The sequence below is a fragment of the Streptomyces sp. NPDC031121 genome (assembly GCF_055570615.1).
On sequence record NZ_JBVIGV010000010.1, the window covers coordinates 84,842 to 100,878 of the forward strand.

The 16,037-nt window shown below is 75.3% G+C and carries 14 protein-coding genes; 6 read left to right on the top strand and 8 right to left on the bottom strand.

Annotation, left to right across the window (positions count from 1 at the left end; all coding sequences use genetic code 11):
- The first annotated feature begins 135 nt into the window (after positions 1–135).
- The 3 genes from thiE to ACZ462_RS19925 all read left to right on the top strand — a co-directional run bounded on the left by thiE (position 136) and on the right by ACZ462_RS19925 (position 2,709).
- A complete protein-coding gene (thiE, locus tag ACZ462_RS19915; RefSeq protein WP_467807297.1) occupies positions 136–789 on the top strand; it encodes a thiamine phosphate synthase in 654 nt (217 codons plus the stop codon).
- A 71-nt stretch (positions 790–860) separates the two neighbouring features.
- Positions 861–1,778, top strand: a complete 918-nt coding sequence (metF, locus tag ACZ462_RS19920; protein WP_467807296.1) for a methylenetetrahydrofolate reductase [NAD(P)H] — start codon at positions 861–863, stop codon at positions 1,776–1,778.
- A gap of 40 nt (positions 1,779–1,818) precedes the next feature.
- Complete coding sequence (locus ACZ462_RS19925) at positions 1,819–2,709, top strand: hypothetical protein (protein ID WP_467807295.1); 891 nt, start codon at positions 1,819–1,821, stop codon at positions 2,707–2,709.
- Positions 2,710–2,731: 22 nt separating this feature from the next.
- Here the strand turns inward: ACZ462_RS19925 and ACZ462_RS19930 are convergent, their stop codons facing one another.
- The 5 genes from ACZ462_RS19930 to ACZ462_RS19950 all read right to left on the bottom strand — a co-directional run bounded on the left by ACZ462_RS19930 (position 2,732) and on the right by ACZ462_RS19950 (position 6,987).
- The gene (locus tag ACZ462_RS19930) at positions 2,732–4,150 is read right to left on the bottom strand and encodes a phytoene desaturase family protein (protein ID WP_467807293.1); all 1,419 of its coding nucleotides are present in this window, start codon (positions 4,148–4,150) and stop codon (positions 2,732–2,734) included.
- 30 nt (positions 4,151–4,180) lie between these two features.
- Entirely contained in the window at positions 4,181–4,816 is a 636-nt protein-coding gene (locus ACZ462_RS19935) for a DUF4126 domain-containing protein (protein WP_467807292.1), read from the bottom strand.
- 112 nt (positions 4,817–4,928) lie between these two features.
- Positions 4,929–5,330 (bottom strand): DUF3040 domain-containing protein, encoded by a 402-nt coding sequence (locus ACZ462_RS19940; RefSeq protein ID WP_467807291.1) that lies wholly within the window; start codon positions 5,328–5,330, stop codon positions 4,929–4,931.
- 306 nt (positions 5,331–5,636) lie between these two features.
- Positions 5,637–6,395, bottom strand: a complete 759-nt coding sequence (locus tag ACZ462_RS19945) for a methyltransferase (protein WP_467807289.1) — start codon at positions 6,393–6,395, stop codon at positions 5,637–5,639.
- 82 nt (positions 6,396–6,477) lie between these two features.
- A complete protein-coding gene (locus ACZ462_RS19950; protein WP_467807288.1) occupies positions 6,478–6,987 on the bottom strand; it encodes an SAV_6107 family HEPN domain-containing protein in 510 nt (169 codons plus the stop codon).
- Between the two features lie 197 nt (positions 6,988–7,184).
- On the opposite strand from ACZ462_RS19950, the gene ACZ462_RS19955 reads away from it, so the two are divergent.
- From ACZ462_RS19955 to ACZ462_RS19965, 3 genes are read left to right on the top strand one after another with little or no spacing between them, the layout of a single operon-like run.
- Positions 7,185–8,042: an ATP-binding cassette domain-containing protein gene (locus tag ACZ462_RS19955; protein WP_467807287.1), complete on the top strand. Its 858-nt coding sequence runs from the start codon at positions 7,185–7,187 to the stop codon at positions 8,040–8,042.
- On the top strand, positions 8,014–10,101 hold the full coding sequence (locus ACZ462_RS19960) for a YhgE/Pip family protein (protein WP_467807285.1): 2,088 nt from the start codon (positions 8,014–8,016) through the stop codon (positions 10,099–10,101). Before ACZ462_RS19955 ends, ACZ462_RS19960 begins: the two co-directional genes overlap by 29 nt.
- Before the next feature lie 29 nt (positions 10,102–10,130).
- The gene (locus ACZ462_RS19965) at positions 10,131–10,763 is read left to right on the top strand and encodes a TetR/AcrR family transcriptional regulator (RefSeq protein WP_467807284.1); all 633 of its coding nucleotides are present in this window, start codon (positions 10,131–10,133) and stop codon (positions 10,761–10,763) included.
- A 338-nt stretch (positions 10,764–11,101) separates the two neighbouring features.
- Here ACZ462_RS19965 and ACZ462_RS19970 read toward each other — a convergent pair whose 3' ends face one another.
- Genes ACZ462_RS19970 through ACZ462_RS19980 form a run of 3 tightly spaced genes read right to left on the bottom strand, consistent with a single transcriptional unit; the run spans position 11,102 to position 15,902 of the window.
- Complete coding sequence (locus tag ACZ462_RS19970) at positions 11,102–13,540, bottom strand: transglutaminase TgpA family protein (protein WP_467807283.1); 2,439 nt, start codon at positions 13,538–13,540, stop codon at positions 11,102–11,104.
- Positions 13,537–14,895, bottom strand: a complete 1,359-nt coding sequence (locus tag ACZ462_RS19975) for a DUF58 domain-containing protein (RefSeq protein ID WP_467807281.1) — start codon at positions 14,893–14,895, stop codon at positions 13,537–13,539. The genes ACZ462_RS19970 and ACZ462_RS19975 overlap by 4 nt, the downstream gene beginning before the upstream one ends.
- A complete protein-coding gene (locus ACZ462_RS19980; protein WP_467807280.1) occupies positions 14,895–15,902 on the bottom strand; it encodes an AAA family ATPase in 1,008 nt (335 codons plus the stop codon). The genes ACZ462_RS19975 and ACZ462_RS19980 overlap by 1 nt, the downstream gene beginning before the upstream one ends.
- Positions 15,903–16,037: the final 135 nt, after the last annotated feature.

The window sequence follows — 16,037 nt, forward strand, 5'->3', positions numbered from 1 at the left end:
GAAGGAAAAAGAGGGGAGCCCACCCTAACCCCCAGTTCACCCTCCCCAAAAACAACCCAACCCCCCCCCACTGGGGAGGGCCACCCCCCACGGGGGGGGGGGGCCCCCCCCCCGCCGCACCACCAGGGGGTACCCATGTCCGCGAACGTGCGGCAGCAGCTGTCCGACGCCCGGCTCTACCTGTGCACGGACGCCCGCAAGCGGCAGGGGGACCTCCCCGAGTTCCTCGACGCGGTCCTCGCCGGCGGCGTGGACATCGTCCAGCTCCGCGACAAGGGCATGGAGGCCGGCGAGGAACTGGAGCACCTGGAGGTGTTCGCCGAGGCGGCCCGCCGCCACGGAAAGCTCCTCGCCGTGAACGACCGCGCCGACGTCGCGCACGCCATCGGCTCCGACGTCCTCCACCTCGGCCAGGGTGACATCCCCGTCCCGGCCGCCCGCGCGATCCTCGGCGACGGCGTCCGCATCGGCCGCTCCTGCCACGCGGAGGCCGAGGCCGCCGCGGCCGCCGCCGAACCCGGCGTGGACTACTTCTGCACCGGCCCCTGCTGGCCCACCCCCACCAAGCCCGGCCGGCACGCCCCCGGCCTGGACCTCGTCCGGTACGCGGCCTCCCTGCGCCCGGACCGCCCCTGGTTCGCCATCGGCGGGATCGACGCCGGCAACCTCGACGAGGTCCTCGACGCCGGCGCCACCCGCGTCGTCGTCGTCCGCGCCCTCACGGAGGCCTCCGACCCGGGGGCCGCGGCCGCCGGCCTGGCCGCACGCGTCCGGGCCCGCACCGCCTGAGGGTGTCCAAAAGGCTGTCCAGCAGGCGGACACGGCTTCGGAGTCCGCGAGCGCCCGTCTAACCTGCCGGTATGGCCCTTGGAACAGCTTCCACCCGAACGGACCGCGCCCGCACGGTCCGCGACCTGCTGGCGTCCGGGGACCCCTCGTACTCCTTCGAGTTCTGGGCACCCAAGACGGAGAAGGGCGAACGCAACCTCTGGGACGCGCTGCGCCGCATCGAGGCGGTCGCCCCCAGCTTCGTCTCCGTCACGTACGGCGCCGGCGGCTCCACCCGCGGCGGCACCGTCAAGGCGACCCAGCAGATCGCCTCCGACACCACCCTCACGCCCGTCGCGCACCTCACCGCGGTCGACCACTCGATCGCCGAGCTGCGCAACGTCATCGGCCGGTTCGCCGACGCGGGCATCCGCAACATGCTGGCCGTGCGCGGCGATCCGCCGGGCGACCCCATGGGCCCGTGGGTGCCGCACCCCGAGGGCGTCCACTACGCCGCCGACCTCGTCCGGCTGCTGAAGGAGTCCGGCGACTTCTGCGTGGGCGTCGCCGCGTTCCCCGAGATGCACCCCCGGTCCACCGACTGGGATACGGACATCCGGCACTTCGTGGACAAGTGCCGTGCAGGCGCCGACTACGCGATCACCCAGATGTTCTTCGATCCGGAGAATTATCTGCGGCTCCGCGACAGCGCCGAGAAGGCGGGCTGCGACACCCCGATCATCCCTGAGGTCATGCCTGTTGTGGCCGTCAAGCAGCTCGACCGGCTGCCCCAGCTCAGCAACGCGGTCTTCCCGGACGCCGTGAAAGAGCGCATGCTCGCCGTCAAGGACGATCCGGCCGCTGTACGCTCCATGGGGATCGAGTTCGCCACGGAGTTCTGCGCGCGGCTGCTGTCCGAGGGTGTCCCGGGGCTGCACTTCATCACGCTGAACAACTCCACGGCGACTCTCGAGATCTACGAGAACCTGGGCCTGCACAAGCGGGCCTGATCGGCCGTTCCCAGGGCGGCCGTACCGAGGGGTGCCACGCATGGGAATGACGGTCCTCTACATCGCGTTCGGCTTCGTCGCGCTGTGGCTGCTCGCCGAGGTCCTGATGCAGTACAAGGCCCGGCTGCGCTGGCGGCTGCTCGCGTTCGCCGGGTTCCTCGGCGTCGTCGCCGGGGTGATCCTGCCGTCGGTCCTCGTCATCGCCGCCGGCGCGGCCGCGTTCGCCGTGGGCCAGACGCTGGTGACGCTCTCCTTCCGCAAGGGCTTCGAGGCCGGCTGGGCGCTGCGCCGCGGCAAGGCGGACGCGGCGCCCGGCCGGCCCGCCCGGCGCCGCCGCGGCGGCGCCGCACGCACCGAGCCCGCGCTGGAGGTGACCTCGCTGCAGTACGGCTCCGACGGGGCCGGCCCGGCGGGCGGGGACGGCGACGGGGAGTCGGCGGAGCGGGAGCCCCGCCCGCGCTTCCGGGCCGCGACCGAGGAGTTCTACAGCCCGGAGCCGCTGCCCGACGAGACCGGCACGTACGGGATACAGAGTTTCGCCTCCGGCGGGGCCGAGCAGGACGCGCACGGCTACGCCGCCTACCAGGACCCGCAGTCCCAGGGCGGCTTCGACTACTCCGCCGGCTACCAGGACGGCGGACAGCAGGTGTACGCCGCCTACTCGGACCCGTACATCGGCACCGGCGGCGGCGTCATCCCGCAGCAGCCGTACGACTACACCCCGTACGCGGGCCAGGCGCAGGACCCGTACGGCGGGGGCGGCGCCCAGGACCCGTACGCGATGGACACCCCGCCCGGCGGGGTGTGGGTGCCGCAGCAGCGGGACGTCGCGCAGCCCTACCCGGAGGACGACCAGGCGGGCGGGCCGTACCAGCAGCCGCAGCAGTACCCGTACCAGGGCACCGGCGAGTACGAGCAGTACCGCTACTGAGGCCCGCCCGGCCGCCCCGCACTCACCGGGAGCCGCGGAAGCCGGCCCCCTCCACGATCAGCCCGGCCACCAGGGCCCCGGTCATCCCGGCGTGCGGGAGCCCGCCGCCGGGGTGCGCCCAGCCGCCCGCCAGGTACAGCCCCGGCAGGCCGGTGGTGTTCGCCGGGTAGAGCAGCCGGCCGTCCGCTCCGGCGAGCGCGGGCGGGGGCACCGCACCGCCCGCGGCCCCCGTGGCGGCCGCGATGTCGGCGGGCGCGTGCACCTCGTGCCACAGCAGCCGCTCGCGGAGATCGGGCACGGCCCGCGCGGCCAGCTCCAGCAGCACCTCCGGGTCGGGCGCCGGCCCCCTCCCGGCGGCGGGGCACACGGCCGTCACGGTGACCGCCTCGTGGCCCGCGTCGGGGACGGCGGCCGGGTCGTCGGGGCGCAGCACGGTGAGCAGCGCGCCGGGGGAGTGGACGAGGGTCCGGTGCACGGTGCCCGGGGGCCGCTCGCCGCGCAGCGCGAGGAACAGCGTGAGCCGGCTCGCCTCGCCGGAGCCGCGGGCGGGCACCCCGCCGGCCGGCAGCGGCACCCCGCCGAGGCCGCGCGGGTCGGCCGCGCACACCACGGAGTCGGCGGCGGCCTCCGTCCCGTCGGCCAGGACCAGCCCGGCGGCCCGGCCGCCGCGGGCGAGCACCTCCCGGACGGGGGCGTCGAAGACGAAGGAGACCTTCCGCTCCAGGCAGCGCTCGTACACGGCGGCGGCCAGCTCCCGCATGCCGCCGCGGACGTACCAGCTGCCGAAGGTCTGCTCCATGTACGGCAGCACGGCCGCGGAGGCGGGCACGGCCGCCGGGTCGAGGCCGTACGCCCGGACCCGGGCCGCCAGCAGCTCCCCGGCGGGCCCGCCGAGTTCGCGGGCGGCGGTCTCGGCGAGGGTGGGCGGGCGGCGGCGCAGCAGCCCGCTCTTGCGGACGGCCGGGTACGGGTCGCGGCCCAGCACCTGCCAGTCGGGCCGCAGCGGCTCCTCCAGCAGGGGGCGGCGGGTGGCGTCCCAGGCGTCGCGGGCCCGGTTCAGGACCTCGTTCCAGCGCTCCCCCGTGCCGGAGCCGAAGGCCCGGTCGAGGGCGGCGGCGGCGCCGCCGCGGGAGACGGCGGGGAGGACGGCCTCCGTGCCGTCGGCGAGGAGGTGCCGGACGGCGGGGTCGACCTGCACCATGTCGACGCAGTCGTCGAGCGGGCGCTTGCCGGTCTTGACGAACAGGTCCCGGTAGACGGCGGGCAGGTGCAGCAGCCCCGGCCCCGTGTCGAAGGCGAAGCCTTCGCGGGTGCGGCGGCCGACGGCGCCGCCGTACGTCGGACCCTGCTCGTACACCGTCACCTGCTGCCCTGCGACGGCCAGCCGGGCCGCCGTGGCCATCGCGCCCATGCCGGCGCCGATCACCGCAATTCGTGCCATGCGCCCGACCCTATCGAGCGGCGGCCGGGGTCAGCGGGGTGGGCCCGCCGCCGGGCCGGAGGGCTCCCGGACGTGCCCGGCCAGCCGTTTCTCCTCGCGGCGCTGCGCCCGGCGGCGCAGGAAGCGGCGGATCCGGGTCCACAGCAGGACGAGGACGGCCAGGCCGAGGGCGAGGAGGACGGCCGCGACGGCGGCGGCGGCGACGGGGTGGAACACGGCGAGGGCGACCACGGCGGCGACGCCGATGTCCTCGGCGGTGCTGAGCGCGATGTTGCTGACCGGCTCCGGGGAGGTGTTGACGGCCATGCGGGTGCCGGCCTTGACGGCGTGGCTGGCGAGGGCGGTGGAGCCGCCGATCGCACCGGCGGCGAGATCGGAGAGGGAGCCGCTCTGCCCGGCCAGCAGCGCCCCGACGACGGCTCCGGCGACGGGGCGGACGACAGTGTGGACGGCGTCCCAGGCGGAGTCCACGTACGGGATCTTGTCGGCGACGGCCTCGCACAGGAAGAGGACGCCGGCCGCGACGAGGACGTCGGTGCGCTGGAGGGCCGCGGGGACGTCGTCGCTGAGGCCGGTCGCACCGAAGACGCCCAGCAGGAGGACCACGGCGTACGCGTTGATGCCGCTGGCCCAGCCGCTGGTGAAGACCAGGGGGAGGACGCTCACCGGATCATGGTGCCGCACCGCGCGGCATCAGCCGGACCCGGGGTCCGGGGCAGGGCGTGTGCGGGAACGGCTGCCGCGGGGGCGCCGTCCCCGTCATCCGCGCCCGGGGACGTCAGTGCCCCTGCTCGTCACGGCGGCGCTGCCACCGATCCTCGATGCGGTTCATCATCGACCGACGCTGCCGGTTCCGGCCACGGGCCGAACCGCCTGCACTGCCGGAGACGGGCTGCTCGCCAGGCTTGGGCGCCTTGCGCCAACCGGTGACCGCGAGGAGCGTACAGCCGAGCATGACGAGGAAACCCACCACGCTGACCCAGAGTACGTTCGGGACGATCACACCGGTCATGAGGAGCGCGATACCCACCACAATGCCTGCGACTGCCTGGTAGACCCGTCGCCGGGTGTACGTGCGCAGTCCGCTTCCCTCAAGCGCTGTCGCGAACTTGGGGTCTTCGGCGTACAGCGCTCGCTCCATCTGCTCGAGCATTCGCTGCTCGTGCTCCGAGAGCGGCACGGGAGTCCTCCTCATCCTTCGGTCGCGGGGGGTAGCGACCAGGGTCCCCTTCAGGATAGGCGGGGAATCGCCCCCGTGACACCCGCCCTCCGCGCCGGGTTGAAAAATGCGCCGCCCGGAGAGGCACTGCCCATCGCCGGTACGGCGCGGGGCCGTACAGCCGGGGGCCGGGCAGTGAGGTCGTTATTCCCCGCTGATCCGTCCGCCATGCCGGGTGGTGCCCCGATCATACGGCGAGCCCGCCCGGAGCGGAGGGAGTCCGCGGAACAGCCCGGGGCGGGCCGGCGCCGCAGGCCGGCCGGGGGGTCAGGCGGGCTTCTCGCCGAGGACGTGCAGCTGGGTGGCGATGGCGTGGAAGGCGGGCAGCTCGGCGGCGGCCTCCTCCAGGCGCATCAGCGCCTCCACGGCGCCGGGCTCGGTGTCCACGAGGACGCCGGGGACCAGGTCGGCGAAGACGCGGACGCCGTGGACCGCGCCGACCTCCAGGCCGGCCCCGCCGACGAGCTCGGCAAGCTGGTCGGCGGTGAAGCGCCGCGGGACCGGGTCGCCCGCGCCCCAGCGGCCGGCCGGGTCGCCGAGGGCCGCGCGGGCCTCGGTGAAGTGGCCGGCGAGGGCGCGGGCCAGCACGGCGCCGCCGAGGCCGGCTGCGAGCAGGCTGAGCGTGCCGCCGGGGCGCAGGGCGGCGACGGCGTTGGCGGCGCCTTCGGCCGGGTCGTCGACGTACTCCAGGACGCCGTGGCAGAGCACCACGTCGTAGGCCTCCCGCTCGACGACGTCGAGCAGGCCCTGGGCGTCGCCCTGGACGCCGCGGACCCGGTCGGCGACGCCGGCCTCGGCGACCCGGCGCTCCAGCCCGAACAGCGCGTTCGGGCTGGGGTCGACCACGGTGACGCGGTGGCCGAGGCGGGCCAGCGGGACCGCGAACATGCCGGTGCCGCCGCCGGTGTCCAGCACGTCGAGCACGTCCCGCCCGGTCGCCTTCACCCGGCGGTCGAGGGCCTCCTTGAGGACCTCCCACACCACGGCGGTGCGGAGGGAGGCACGGGGGCGGGAAGTGTCCGACACGGCTGATGACTCCTCGGCGCGGAAGGGGCGGGCTGGTCGTGCGATGCGTGCCCCACCCTATTGCCTCCGGCAGCGGTGCAGCTCACCCCGCGTCCGGACGCTCCGGGCGCGGCTCGGGGCGGGGCTGCGGCAGGGCCTGCTGCGGCACCGGCTGCGCCACCGGCCGGAGCGCGAGCATCCGCTCCACCAGCCGCAGGAACATCTCCGCGGCGCGCAGCAGGTACGCGGCGTCCTCCTCGCTCGCCGCGTCGGGTATGCCGGCCTCGGCGCGGGCGCGGCGGGCCGCTCCGGACGCGAAGAGCGCGCTCCACTCGGCCAGTTCGGGCGCGAGCTCCGGCAGGACCTCCCAGGCGCTGCGTATGCGGGGGCGGCGCCGCGGGTGGGCGGGCTCGGGCCGGGCGCGGGCCGCGAGCACGGCGGCCGCGGTGCGGAGCGCGGCGAGGTGGGCGGTGGCGTAGCGCTCGTTGGGGCGGCTCAGGGCGGAGGCCTCGGCCAGGCCGCTGCGGGCCTTGGCGAGCAGGTCGAGCGCGGCCGGCGGCGCGGCCGACCTGCGCGGGACGGGGTGGACAGGGGACGGGGACGGTGTGGCCATGACGAACCTCCTGTCGTTGCGTACTGCTCTTCGCGGCGCCTGGTGATGCCTGGTCCATCGTCGCGGGCCCCACTGACAATCGCGCCGACCTGCGGTTTTCCCGCCCGGATCGGGGCAATCGGCCCCGGGGCGCGCGAACGGGCGATGAGGGTGCTAGTTTTTGAACTGACTGGTCAGTTCAAAAGGGAGGGGGCGGTGTGGACAGCCCGCACGGCGCGGCCGTCAAAGCCGAGGACTTCGGACTCAAGGGCCCGCGCGGCTGGGCGTTCCGCGGAGTGGACATCGACGCCGCGCCCGGCACGCTCCTCGCGATCGAAGGCCCTTCGGGCAGCGGCCGGACCTGCCTGCTGCTCGCCCTCACCGGGCGCATGAAGCCCACCGCGGGCCGCGCCGAGGTGGCCGGGCTCCCGCTGCCCAGGCGGATGGGCGCGGTCCGCCGCATCGCGGGCCTCGGCCCGGTGCCCGGAGTCAACGACCTCGACCAGGCCCTGACCGTGGGCGAGCAGCTGCGCGAGGGGGCCCTGCTACAGCGCCGCTACGAGGGCCCCCTGCGCGCCCTGCTGCGCCCGCGCGGCAGCCGCGGACAGGCGGCCGCGGCCCGGATCGACGCGGCGCTGGCCGCAGTCGGCCTCGACCCGGTCGCCCTGCCGAAGGGGCTGCGGACCTCCGTCCGGGACCTGGAGCGCCTGGAGGCCGTCCGGCTCTCCCTGGCCCTCGCCCTGCTGGGCTCGCCCCGGCTGCTGGCCCTCGACGACGTCGGCCTCAAGCTCTCGGACACCGAGCGTGAGGAGGCCTGGGACCTGCTCCGCTCGATCGCCGCGTCCGGGACCACCGTCCTCGCGGTGTGCAGCCAGGCCCCCGAGGGCGTGCGGGTCGTGCGCACGGGCCCGGACGGGGAGCCCGCCCCGGACGCAGAGCCCGCCGAGGATGGCGAGCCCGCCGACACCGCCGGCCCGGCCGGCACCGAAGACCGCACCGAAGACCGCACCGAAGACCGCACCGACGACGACACGAAGGGGGCTGGCGATGCGCTCGCCGAAGCTGGCCGCGCTTGAGCTGAAGCGGTTCGGGCGGGGGAAGCTGCCGCGGGCCGCCCTGGTCGCGCTGCTCCTGCTGCCGCTGCTCTATGGAGCCCTGTACCTGTGGTCCTTCTGGGACCCGTACAGCCGGCTCGACAAGGTGCCCGTCGCCCTCGTCAACGCCGACAAGGGCGCCACCGTCGAAGGCGAGCGGATCGCCGCCGGCGACGAGATCACGAAGAAGCTCCACGACAGCAAGACCTTCGAGTGGCACGAGGTCGGCGCCGAGCAGGCCGCCAAGGGCCTGGAGAACGGGACGTACTACCTGTCCCTGACCATGCCGGCCGACTTCAGCGAGAAGATCGCCTCCAGCTCCGGCGACGACCCGGCGACCGGCGCACTCCAGGTCCGCACCAACGACGCGAACAACTACATCGTCGGCTCGATCTCCCGCACCGTGTTCGCCGAGGTCCGCTCCGCCGCCTCGACCAATACGTCGCGGAAGTTCCTCGACAAGATCTTCGTCTCCTTCTCCGACCTGCACGGCAAGACCGCGGAGGCCGCCGAGGGCGCCGACAAGCTCAAGGACGGCGCGACCAAGGCCAAGGAGGGCGCCAAGGAGATCGCCGAGGGCCTCGACACCGTCGAGGAGAAGAACGGCGAGCTGACCGGCGGGCTGCAGAAGCTCGACACGGCCGCCGGCAAGCTGGAGACCGGCACCAGGGACATCGCCGGCGGCACCCGCAAGCTCGCCGACAAGTTCAACGGCATCGCCTCCCAGGCCCGCCCCCACCTCGACAACCCGCAGCAGGTGGCCGACGCCGCGATCCTCGTCGCCGACACCGCGAAGGTCGTGCAGAACCACCTCGACACCTTCACCAAGAAGGCGCCGGCCGCCGCCAGTGCCAGCAAGAAGGTGGCCGCCCTGGCCTCCGAGACGTACACGGGCACCTGCACCGGCAGCGCGCCCAAGCCGCTGCCCGCCGCCTGCCCCCAGATGAAGAAGCTGAAGGAGGCCAGCGCCGAGGCCGCCCTGCTCACCGGCGACGTCGAGGCCCTCGCCAAGGACTCGAACGGCGACCTGGCCGCCCTCCGCAGGCAGCTCGCCGACCTGGAGAAGAAGGCCCGCAAGCTCGCCGCGGACGCCCCCAGCCTGGCCTCCCGCCTCGATGCGGCAGCCGCCGAGATCAACGCCCTGAACAACGGCGCCCAGAAGGTCGCCACCGGCATGGCCCAGCTCCACGCGGGCATCGGCAAGGCCACCGCGGGGTCCGCCGCCATCGGCAACGGCGTCGGCAAGCTCGGCGACGGCGCGCACAGCCTCGACGGCGGCCTGTTCAAGCTCGCCGACGGCAACGCCGACCTCGCCGACGGCCTGCACCAGGGCGCCGACAAGATCCCGAACTACGACCGGGAGCAGCGCGACACGCGCACCGAGGTCATGGCCGACCCGGTCAGGCTCGCCAACGAGTCCCTGCACAAGGCGCCCAACTACGGCACCGGCTTCGCCCCGTACTTCATCCCGCTGTCCCTCTGGGTCGGCGCGATGGTCGCCTACATGCTGATCGCCCCCATGAACAAGCGGGCCCTGGCCGCCGGCGCCTCGCCCTGGCGGATCGCCCTCGCCGGCTGGCTGCCCGTGGCCGGGCTGGGCGCCCTGCAGGTCGCCATGCTGATGTCCGTGCTGCACTGGGGCCTCGGCCTGGAACTCGCCCGCCCCGCCCTGGCCATCGGCTTCCTCGTCCTGGTCACCGGCTGCTTCGCGGCCATCGTGCAGTGGCTGAACGCCAAGTTCGGCGCGGCCGGGCGCATCCTGGTCCTGGCCGTGCTGATGCTCCAGCTGACCTCGGCCGGCGGCACCTACCCCGTCCAGACCAGCCCCGGGTTCTTCAACGCCGTCCACCCGTACCTGCCGATGTCGTACGTCGTCGAGAGCCTGCGCCGCCTGATCACCGGCGGCGACCTCGGCCCCGTCTGGCAGGGCTGCGCCGTGCTGGCGGCCTTCACCGCCGGCGCCCTCGCCCTGACCGCACTGGCCGCCCGCGGCAAGCAGGTGTGGACGATGGACCGGCTCCACCCCGAACTGAGCCTGTAAGGAGCCGGTGACCTGTGAGAATCAGCGCCATGGAAAGCAGCAGCACCGGCGCGTCCGCCGGCGGCGGACGCCGGCAGGCGACACGCCAGAAGCTCTACGAAGCGGCCGTCACGCTCATCGCCGAGCAGGGGTTCTCCGCGACCACGGTCGACGAGATCGCCGAACGGGCCGGCGTCGCGAAGGGCACGGTCTACTACAACTTCGCGAGCAAGAACGACCTCTTCGAGGAGTTGCTGCGGCACGGCGTCGGCCTGCTCACCGCCTCCCTGCGGGAGGCGGCCGAGTCCACGGAGGCGAACGGCGGCAGCCGCGTCGAGGCGCTGGACGCGATGATCCGCGCCGGCCTCGTCTTCATCGACCGCTACCCCGCCTTCACCCAGCTGTACGTCGCCGAGCTGTGGCGGACCAACCGCACCTGGCAGTCCACCCTGATGGTGGTCCGGCAGGAGGCGGTGGCCGTCGTCGAGACGGTCCTCGCCGAGGGCGTGGAGCGCGCCGAGCTCAGCCCGGAGATCGACGTCCCGCTGACGGCCGCGGCCCTCGTCGGGATGGTCCTGGTGGCCGCGCTGGACTGGCAGTCCTTCCAGCGGGAGCGGTCCCTGGACGACGTCCACTCCGCGCTGTCGCTGCTGCTGCGGGGCCGGGTCAGCGGCAACCGCTGAGGGGCGACCCCCGATCGGCGGTGCCGCGCGGGGGGCCCGGCCGCGTACTACTGGTGGGGCCCGCCCCGGTCCGCCGCCGAGCCTGAGTACCCGTACCCAGGAGCGGAATGAGTACGTGCGCGGATGGGCTGCCCTCTGCGCAGACGCCAGACTCGGGGCATCGGACGGGGGACCGGTCCGGACCGCCGACACGGGGCGGCCGGTGCGGACCGGGACCCTGCCGCCACCGGGCCGGATCCTGACGGCCTGCGCCCGGTGCACCGCGGACGCCGGTGCGGCGCGGCTCGGGGGGATCGAGCCACGCCGCACCGGCGCCTTCGTCTTTCCGGGGCGCGGAATCAGCCGCGGCCCCGCAGCGGCAGCCGCACCCGGGCCCGCAGCGCCACCGCCCGGCGGGCGGCCGCGGCCGCCGCGGCGTCGCGCCGCGCCCGTACCGCCCACCGCACCCGCGCCGCCGAGCGCGGCGCCAGCAGCGCCCGCAGCCGGCCCCGCCGGCCGGCAGCGGCCAGCAGCGCCGCCCGGACCGCCAGCACGTCCTGCGCCACCTCGGCCCGCGGCTCCGCCTCCGGGGCGCCCGGCGGGGCGTACAGCGCCCGCTCCACCGCGTCGGAGAGCCGGCGGACCGCCGCCGCGGCCTCCCCGTCGAGCCGACCCGCCGCGACGAGCCGGTCGGCGGCCGCCCGCGGGGACAGCGCCCTGTCCGGGACGATGCCGGTGTCCCAGGCCGCGTCGTGCAGCTCCTCCCAGGCCGGCAGCACGCCGCCCCCGGCCAGCCGCCGCGCCCGCAGCCGGGACCGCCACAGCAGCGGCAGCATCGGCACGCCGACGACGACCGCCGCCGCGGCCGCCCAGCCGAGGACCGCCCCGACGGACGGGCCGCCGCCCTTGCCGCCGGCCGCCTCCTGCGGGGCAGGGCCGCCGCACTCGCCGAGCCGCCGCAGCTCCGGCGGGCAGGCGTCGGCCTGCGACGGCGCCGCCGACGGCTCCGCCGCGCTCTGCGAGGGGAGCGGCGCCGGCGCCGACGGCTGGGCCGCCGGGCCCTCGGACCGCGCGTAGTCCGGCAGGGTGAGCCCCTGGCGCGGGGTCGGCTCGAAGCGGGTCCAGCCGACGCCCTCGAAGTACAGCTCCGGCCAGGCGTGGGCGTCCCGCATGGAGACGTTCACACTGCCGTCGGCCTGCTTCTCACCGGGGGTGAACCCGACCGCCACCCGGGCCGGGATGCCGAGAGAGCGCGACATCGCGGCCATCGAGAAGGCGAAGTGGATGCAGAAGCCCTCCTTGTCCGCCAGGAACCGGGCGATGGCCTGCGGGCCCGTGCCCGACGCCACCTTCGTGTCGTAGCGGAAGCCGCCGTTCACGGCGAAGAAGTCCTGGAGCCGCACCGCGCGCGTGTAGTCGTCCCTCGCGCCCTTGACGACCTGCCGGGCCGTTTCCGCCACCACCGGCGGAAGGTTGTCGGGCAGCTTCGTGTACTCGGCCCGGACCGCGGGGTCGGGCTCGGGGGCCGACTGCAGCTGGGCCGCCGTCGGCCGCAGCAGCAGGCTCCGCACCGTGTACATCGCGCCCTGCACGTTCTGGTAGCGGTCCTTGGCCAGCTGGTCGCCTACGAGGGTCCGGCCCACCGGCTCGAACCGCCACCGGCCCGGGATGTCCACGCCCGTCGCCGGGTACGGCATGGGCAGGTAGCGCTGCGCGTACGTGTCCGCTGCCGACACGCTCGTACGGACCTCGGCCGCGCCCTGGCGGACCCGCTCGCCCAGCCCCGGCGGGTTCGGCAGCCGCTCCGGGACGTCGGTCAGGGCCCGGCCGGACGCCTCCCACTTCACGCCGTTGAACTCGTCCAGCGCCAGGATCCGCAGGTAGTGGTCGCCCAGGGCGGGCGTGTCCGTCCGGTACTTCAGCACCACCCGGTTGTCCTGCGCGTTCAGGCTGCTCTGCAGGGACACCAGCGGGTTGACCGCGGAGATCGTCCCGCCGACCCCGCTGCCGCCGCCGTCGGCCTCGGTGCGCCCGCCGAGGACGCCGCCGCCCAGCGAGGGCAGCGCCGCCGGCGCCACCAGCGCCAGGCCCAGCGCGGCCGCGCCGATCCGCCGCCCGGTGCGCACGGGGGAGAGCGGCCGGCCGGAGCCCGCGCCGCCCGACCCGTACCCGGAGGCCGCGGCCACCGGGCCGGACTGGGCCCCGCCGAAGACGCGGCCCCACTGGGCCAGCCGGTCGCGGCCCTCGGCGAGGAGCAGCAGCAGGTAGCCGGCGCCGGCCAGCAGGAAGGAGAACCAGGGCGTGCCGGCGCCGCCGGAGAGCCCCGAGGCCACCGAGTACAGGGCGAGCAGCGGCAGCCCGGCCGCGGCGGCGCTGCGCATCGTCACCGCCAGCAGGTCCACCAGCAGCCCGATCACCAGGACCCCGGTCAGCAGCAGCAGCCGGATGCCGTCGGTCAGCGGGGCCGGTATCGCGAACTCGGCGACGTCCTGCACACCACGGCGGAACAGCGCGCCGATGTCCGTCACCAGATAGGCCATCGGCCCGGTCCCGGTCGACTCGCCCTTCCCCGCGAAGAGGAAGACCACCACCAGGGAGGAGACCAGCACCTGCGAGGCCGCCGTCAGCGGCCGGGCGAGCGGCACCCGCCGGGCCGCCGCGCCCACCCCGCTCTGCAGGCACAGCAGGGCCGCGGCCTGGAGCAGCCAGCCCGAGGACTCGACCAGCGAGGCCAGCGACCAGGAGGCCAGCATCGTCGCCAGGACCGCGAACACCGTCAGCCGTGCACGTCCGCTCATGACCAGCCCCCCGGGGAGTCCGTGCCGAGCGGCGCGCTCCCGGCCTGCCGCCACAGGTCGCCGTACGCGGCACCCGGCTGGACGGCCAGCGCCGTCCAGCCCGTCTCGCGCAGCCGGTCCAGCCGCTCCTCCACGCGCGAGGGCCGCCCGTCCCACTGCGCCGGGTCCAGCAGGAACGCCACCGCGGCGCCGCAGCGGCCGCGCATCTTCGCCGCCAGCTCCGTCTGTGCGCCGTCCAGCTCGCCGAGGAAGGCGACCAGCAGTCCGTCGCCGCCCGACCCGCCGAAGCCCGGGCCGTCGCCGGCCTGCAGGGCGTCGTACGCGCGGGAGAGCCCGGCCCCGTCGGAGTGCCCGACGACGGCCAGCATGTCCATGATCACTCCGACGGTCTCGACGGAGTCCTGGCCGCCCTGCGAGAAGCCCCCGCCCCCGCCGGACGACGCGGCGCCCCGGTCGGTCAGCAGCCGCACCGCGTAGCCCCGCTCCAGCAGGTGGACCAGGGTCGAGGCGGCCCCCGACACGGCCCACTCGAACGCGGAGTCCGGCCCGGCGCCCTCGAAGGCGATGCCGCGCGTGTCCAGCAGGACCGTGGCCCGGCTGCGCTGCGGCTGCTCCTCCCGGCGGACCATCAGCTCGCCGTAGCGGGCCGTCGAGCGCCAGTGCACCCGGCGCAGGTCGTCGCCGCGCCGGTAGCCGCGCGGGATGACATCGTCCTCGCCGGCCAGGGCCAGCGCGCGGCCGCTGCCGTCGCCGTAGCCGGAGCTCTGCCCGCCCAGCCGGACCGGGGCCAGCTCCTCGGTGCGGGGGACCACGGTGAGGACGTCGTACGTGCTGAACGAGCGGGTCAGCTCGACCAGCCCGAACGGGTCGGTCAGCCGCAGCTGGAGCGGGCCCAGCGGGTAGCGGCCGCGCAGGTCCGAGCGGACCCGGTAGGACACCTCGCGGCGGCCGCCCGGCTCGACCCGGTCCAGCACGAACCGCGGCCGCGGACCGAGCACGTACGGCACCCGGTCCTGGAGCATCAGCATCCCCGTGGGCACCCGGGAGACGTTCTCGACGCGCAGCTGCACCCGCGCCTCGTCCCCGGCGGGCACGCGCTGCGGGCTCAGCCGGCGGCTGCCGGCGACCCGGTGGCGGGTGCGGTGCAGGACGGCGACGCACAGCAGCGGCAGGAGGGCCAGCAGCAGCCCGACGCGCAGCAGCTCCGCCTGGCCGAGCACGTACGAGCAGAGGGCCGCCGCGACCCCCGCGGCCAGGAACGACCGGCCGCGGGTGGTCAGGCCGGCCAGCGACGCGCGCAGCCCGCCGGAGCTCCGGCCCTCGCCGCCGGCGCCGCTCGGGGCACCGGCGCCCATCAGAAGCCCCGGACGCCGGCGCCGGGCACCTCGCCGCGCGGGTGCGCGCTCGGGACGGGGGTGCGCTGCACGATGTCCTGGACGACCTGCTCGGCGGTGCGGCGGTTCAGGGAGGCCTGCGCCGTCGGGAGCAGGCGGTGCGCCAGCACGGGCCCGGCCAGCGCCTGCGCGTCGTCCGGCAGGACGAAGTCGCGGCCGGCCATGGCGGCCGCGGCCTTCGCCGCGCGCAGCAGGTGCAGGGTGGCGCGGGGCGAGGCGCCCAGGCGCAGGTCCGGGTGGCTGCGCGTGGCGGAGACCAGGTCGACGACGTAGCGGCGGACCGGCTCGGCGACGTACACGTCCCGGACGGCCTCCACCAGCTTGACGATGTCGTGGGCGTGCGCGACGGCCTGGAGGTCGTCCAGGGGCGACAGCCCGCCGTGGACGTCGAGCATCCGCAGCTCGGCGTCCGGGCCGGGGTAGCCGACGGAGACCCGGGCCATGAAGCGGTCGCGCTGCGCCTCGGGGAGGGGGTAGGTGCCCTCCATCTCGACCGGGTTCTGCGTGGCGACCACCATGAACGGGCTGGGCAGCGCGTATGTGGTGCCGTCGATGGTGACCTGGCGCTCCTCCATCGACTCCAGCAGCGCCGACTGGGTCTTCGGCGAGGCGCGGTTGATCTCGTCGCCGATGACGATCTGCGCGAAGATCGCGCCGGGCTTGAACTCGAACTCGCGGCGCTGCTGGTCGTAGATGCTGACGCCGGTGATGTCGGAGGGCAGCAGGTCCGGGGTGAACTGGATGCGCTGCACCGAGCAGTCGATCGACTTCGCGAGGGTCTTCGCCAGCATCGTCTTGCCGACGCCGGGCACGTCCTCGATCAGCAGGTGGCCCTCGGCCAGAAGCACGGTCAGGGCGATGCGCACGACCTCGGGCTTGCCCTCGATCACGCTCTCGACGGACCGGCGCACGCGCTCGGCCGTGCTCGTCAGATCCGCGAGACCCGCTCTGTCGTCATAGGTCGTCACCTGGTACTCCTCGGCCCTTTCCGGTGGGGCCGGCGCCCCTTGCGCACGGCCGGCCCACCCCGACACGGACGCCGGACCCGGAGGGGTTCCGGGCGGCGTCGTCCCCGCATTGTCGACGGCTCCACGGGTCGTGTC

Coding starts and splice junctions, on each gene's coding strand:
- ACZ462_RS19965 (WP_467807284.1), top strand. CDS start 10,131: ATGGAAAGCAGCAGCACCGGCGCGTCCGCCGGCGGCGGACGCCGGCAG.
- ACZ462_RS19930 (WP_467807293.1), bottom strand. CDS start 4,150: ATGGCACGAATTGCGGTGATCGGCGCCGGCATGGGCGCGATGGCCACG.
- ACZ462_RS19960 (WP_467807285.1), top strand. CDS start 8,014: ATGCGCTCGCCGAAGCTGGCCGCGCTTGAGCTGAAGCGGTTCGGGCGG.
- metF (WP_467807296.1), top strand. CDS start 861: ATGGCCCTTGGAACAGCTTCCACCCGAACGGACCGCGCCCGCACGGTC.
- ACZ462_RS19925 (WP_467807295.1), top strand. CDS start 1,819: ATGGGAATGACGGTCCTCTACATCGCGTTCGGCTTCGTCGCGCTGTGG.
- thiE (WP_467807297.1), top strand. CDS start 136: ATGTCCGCGAACGTGCGGCAGCAGCTGTCCGACGCCCGGCTCTACCTG.
- ACZ462_RS19970 (WP_467807283.1), bottom strand. CDS start 13,540: ATGAGCGGACGTGCACGGCTGACGGTGTTCGCGGTCCTGGCGACGATG.
- ACZ462_RS19975 (WP_467807281.1), bottom strand. CDS start 14,895: ATGGGCGCCGGTGCCCCGAGCGGCGCCGGCGGCGAGGGCCGGAGCTCC.
- ACZ462_RS19950 (WP_467807288.1), bottom strand. CDS start 6,987: ATGGCCACACCGTCCCCGTCCCCTGTCCACCCCGTCCCGCGCAGGTCG.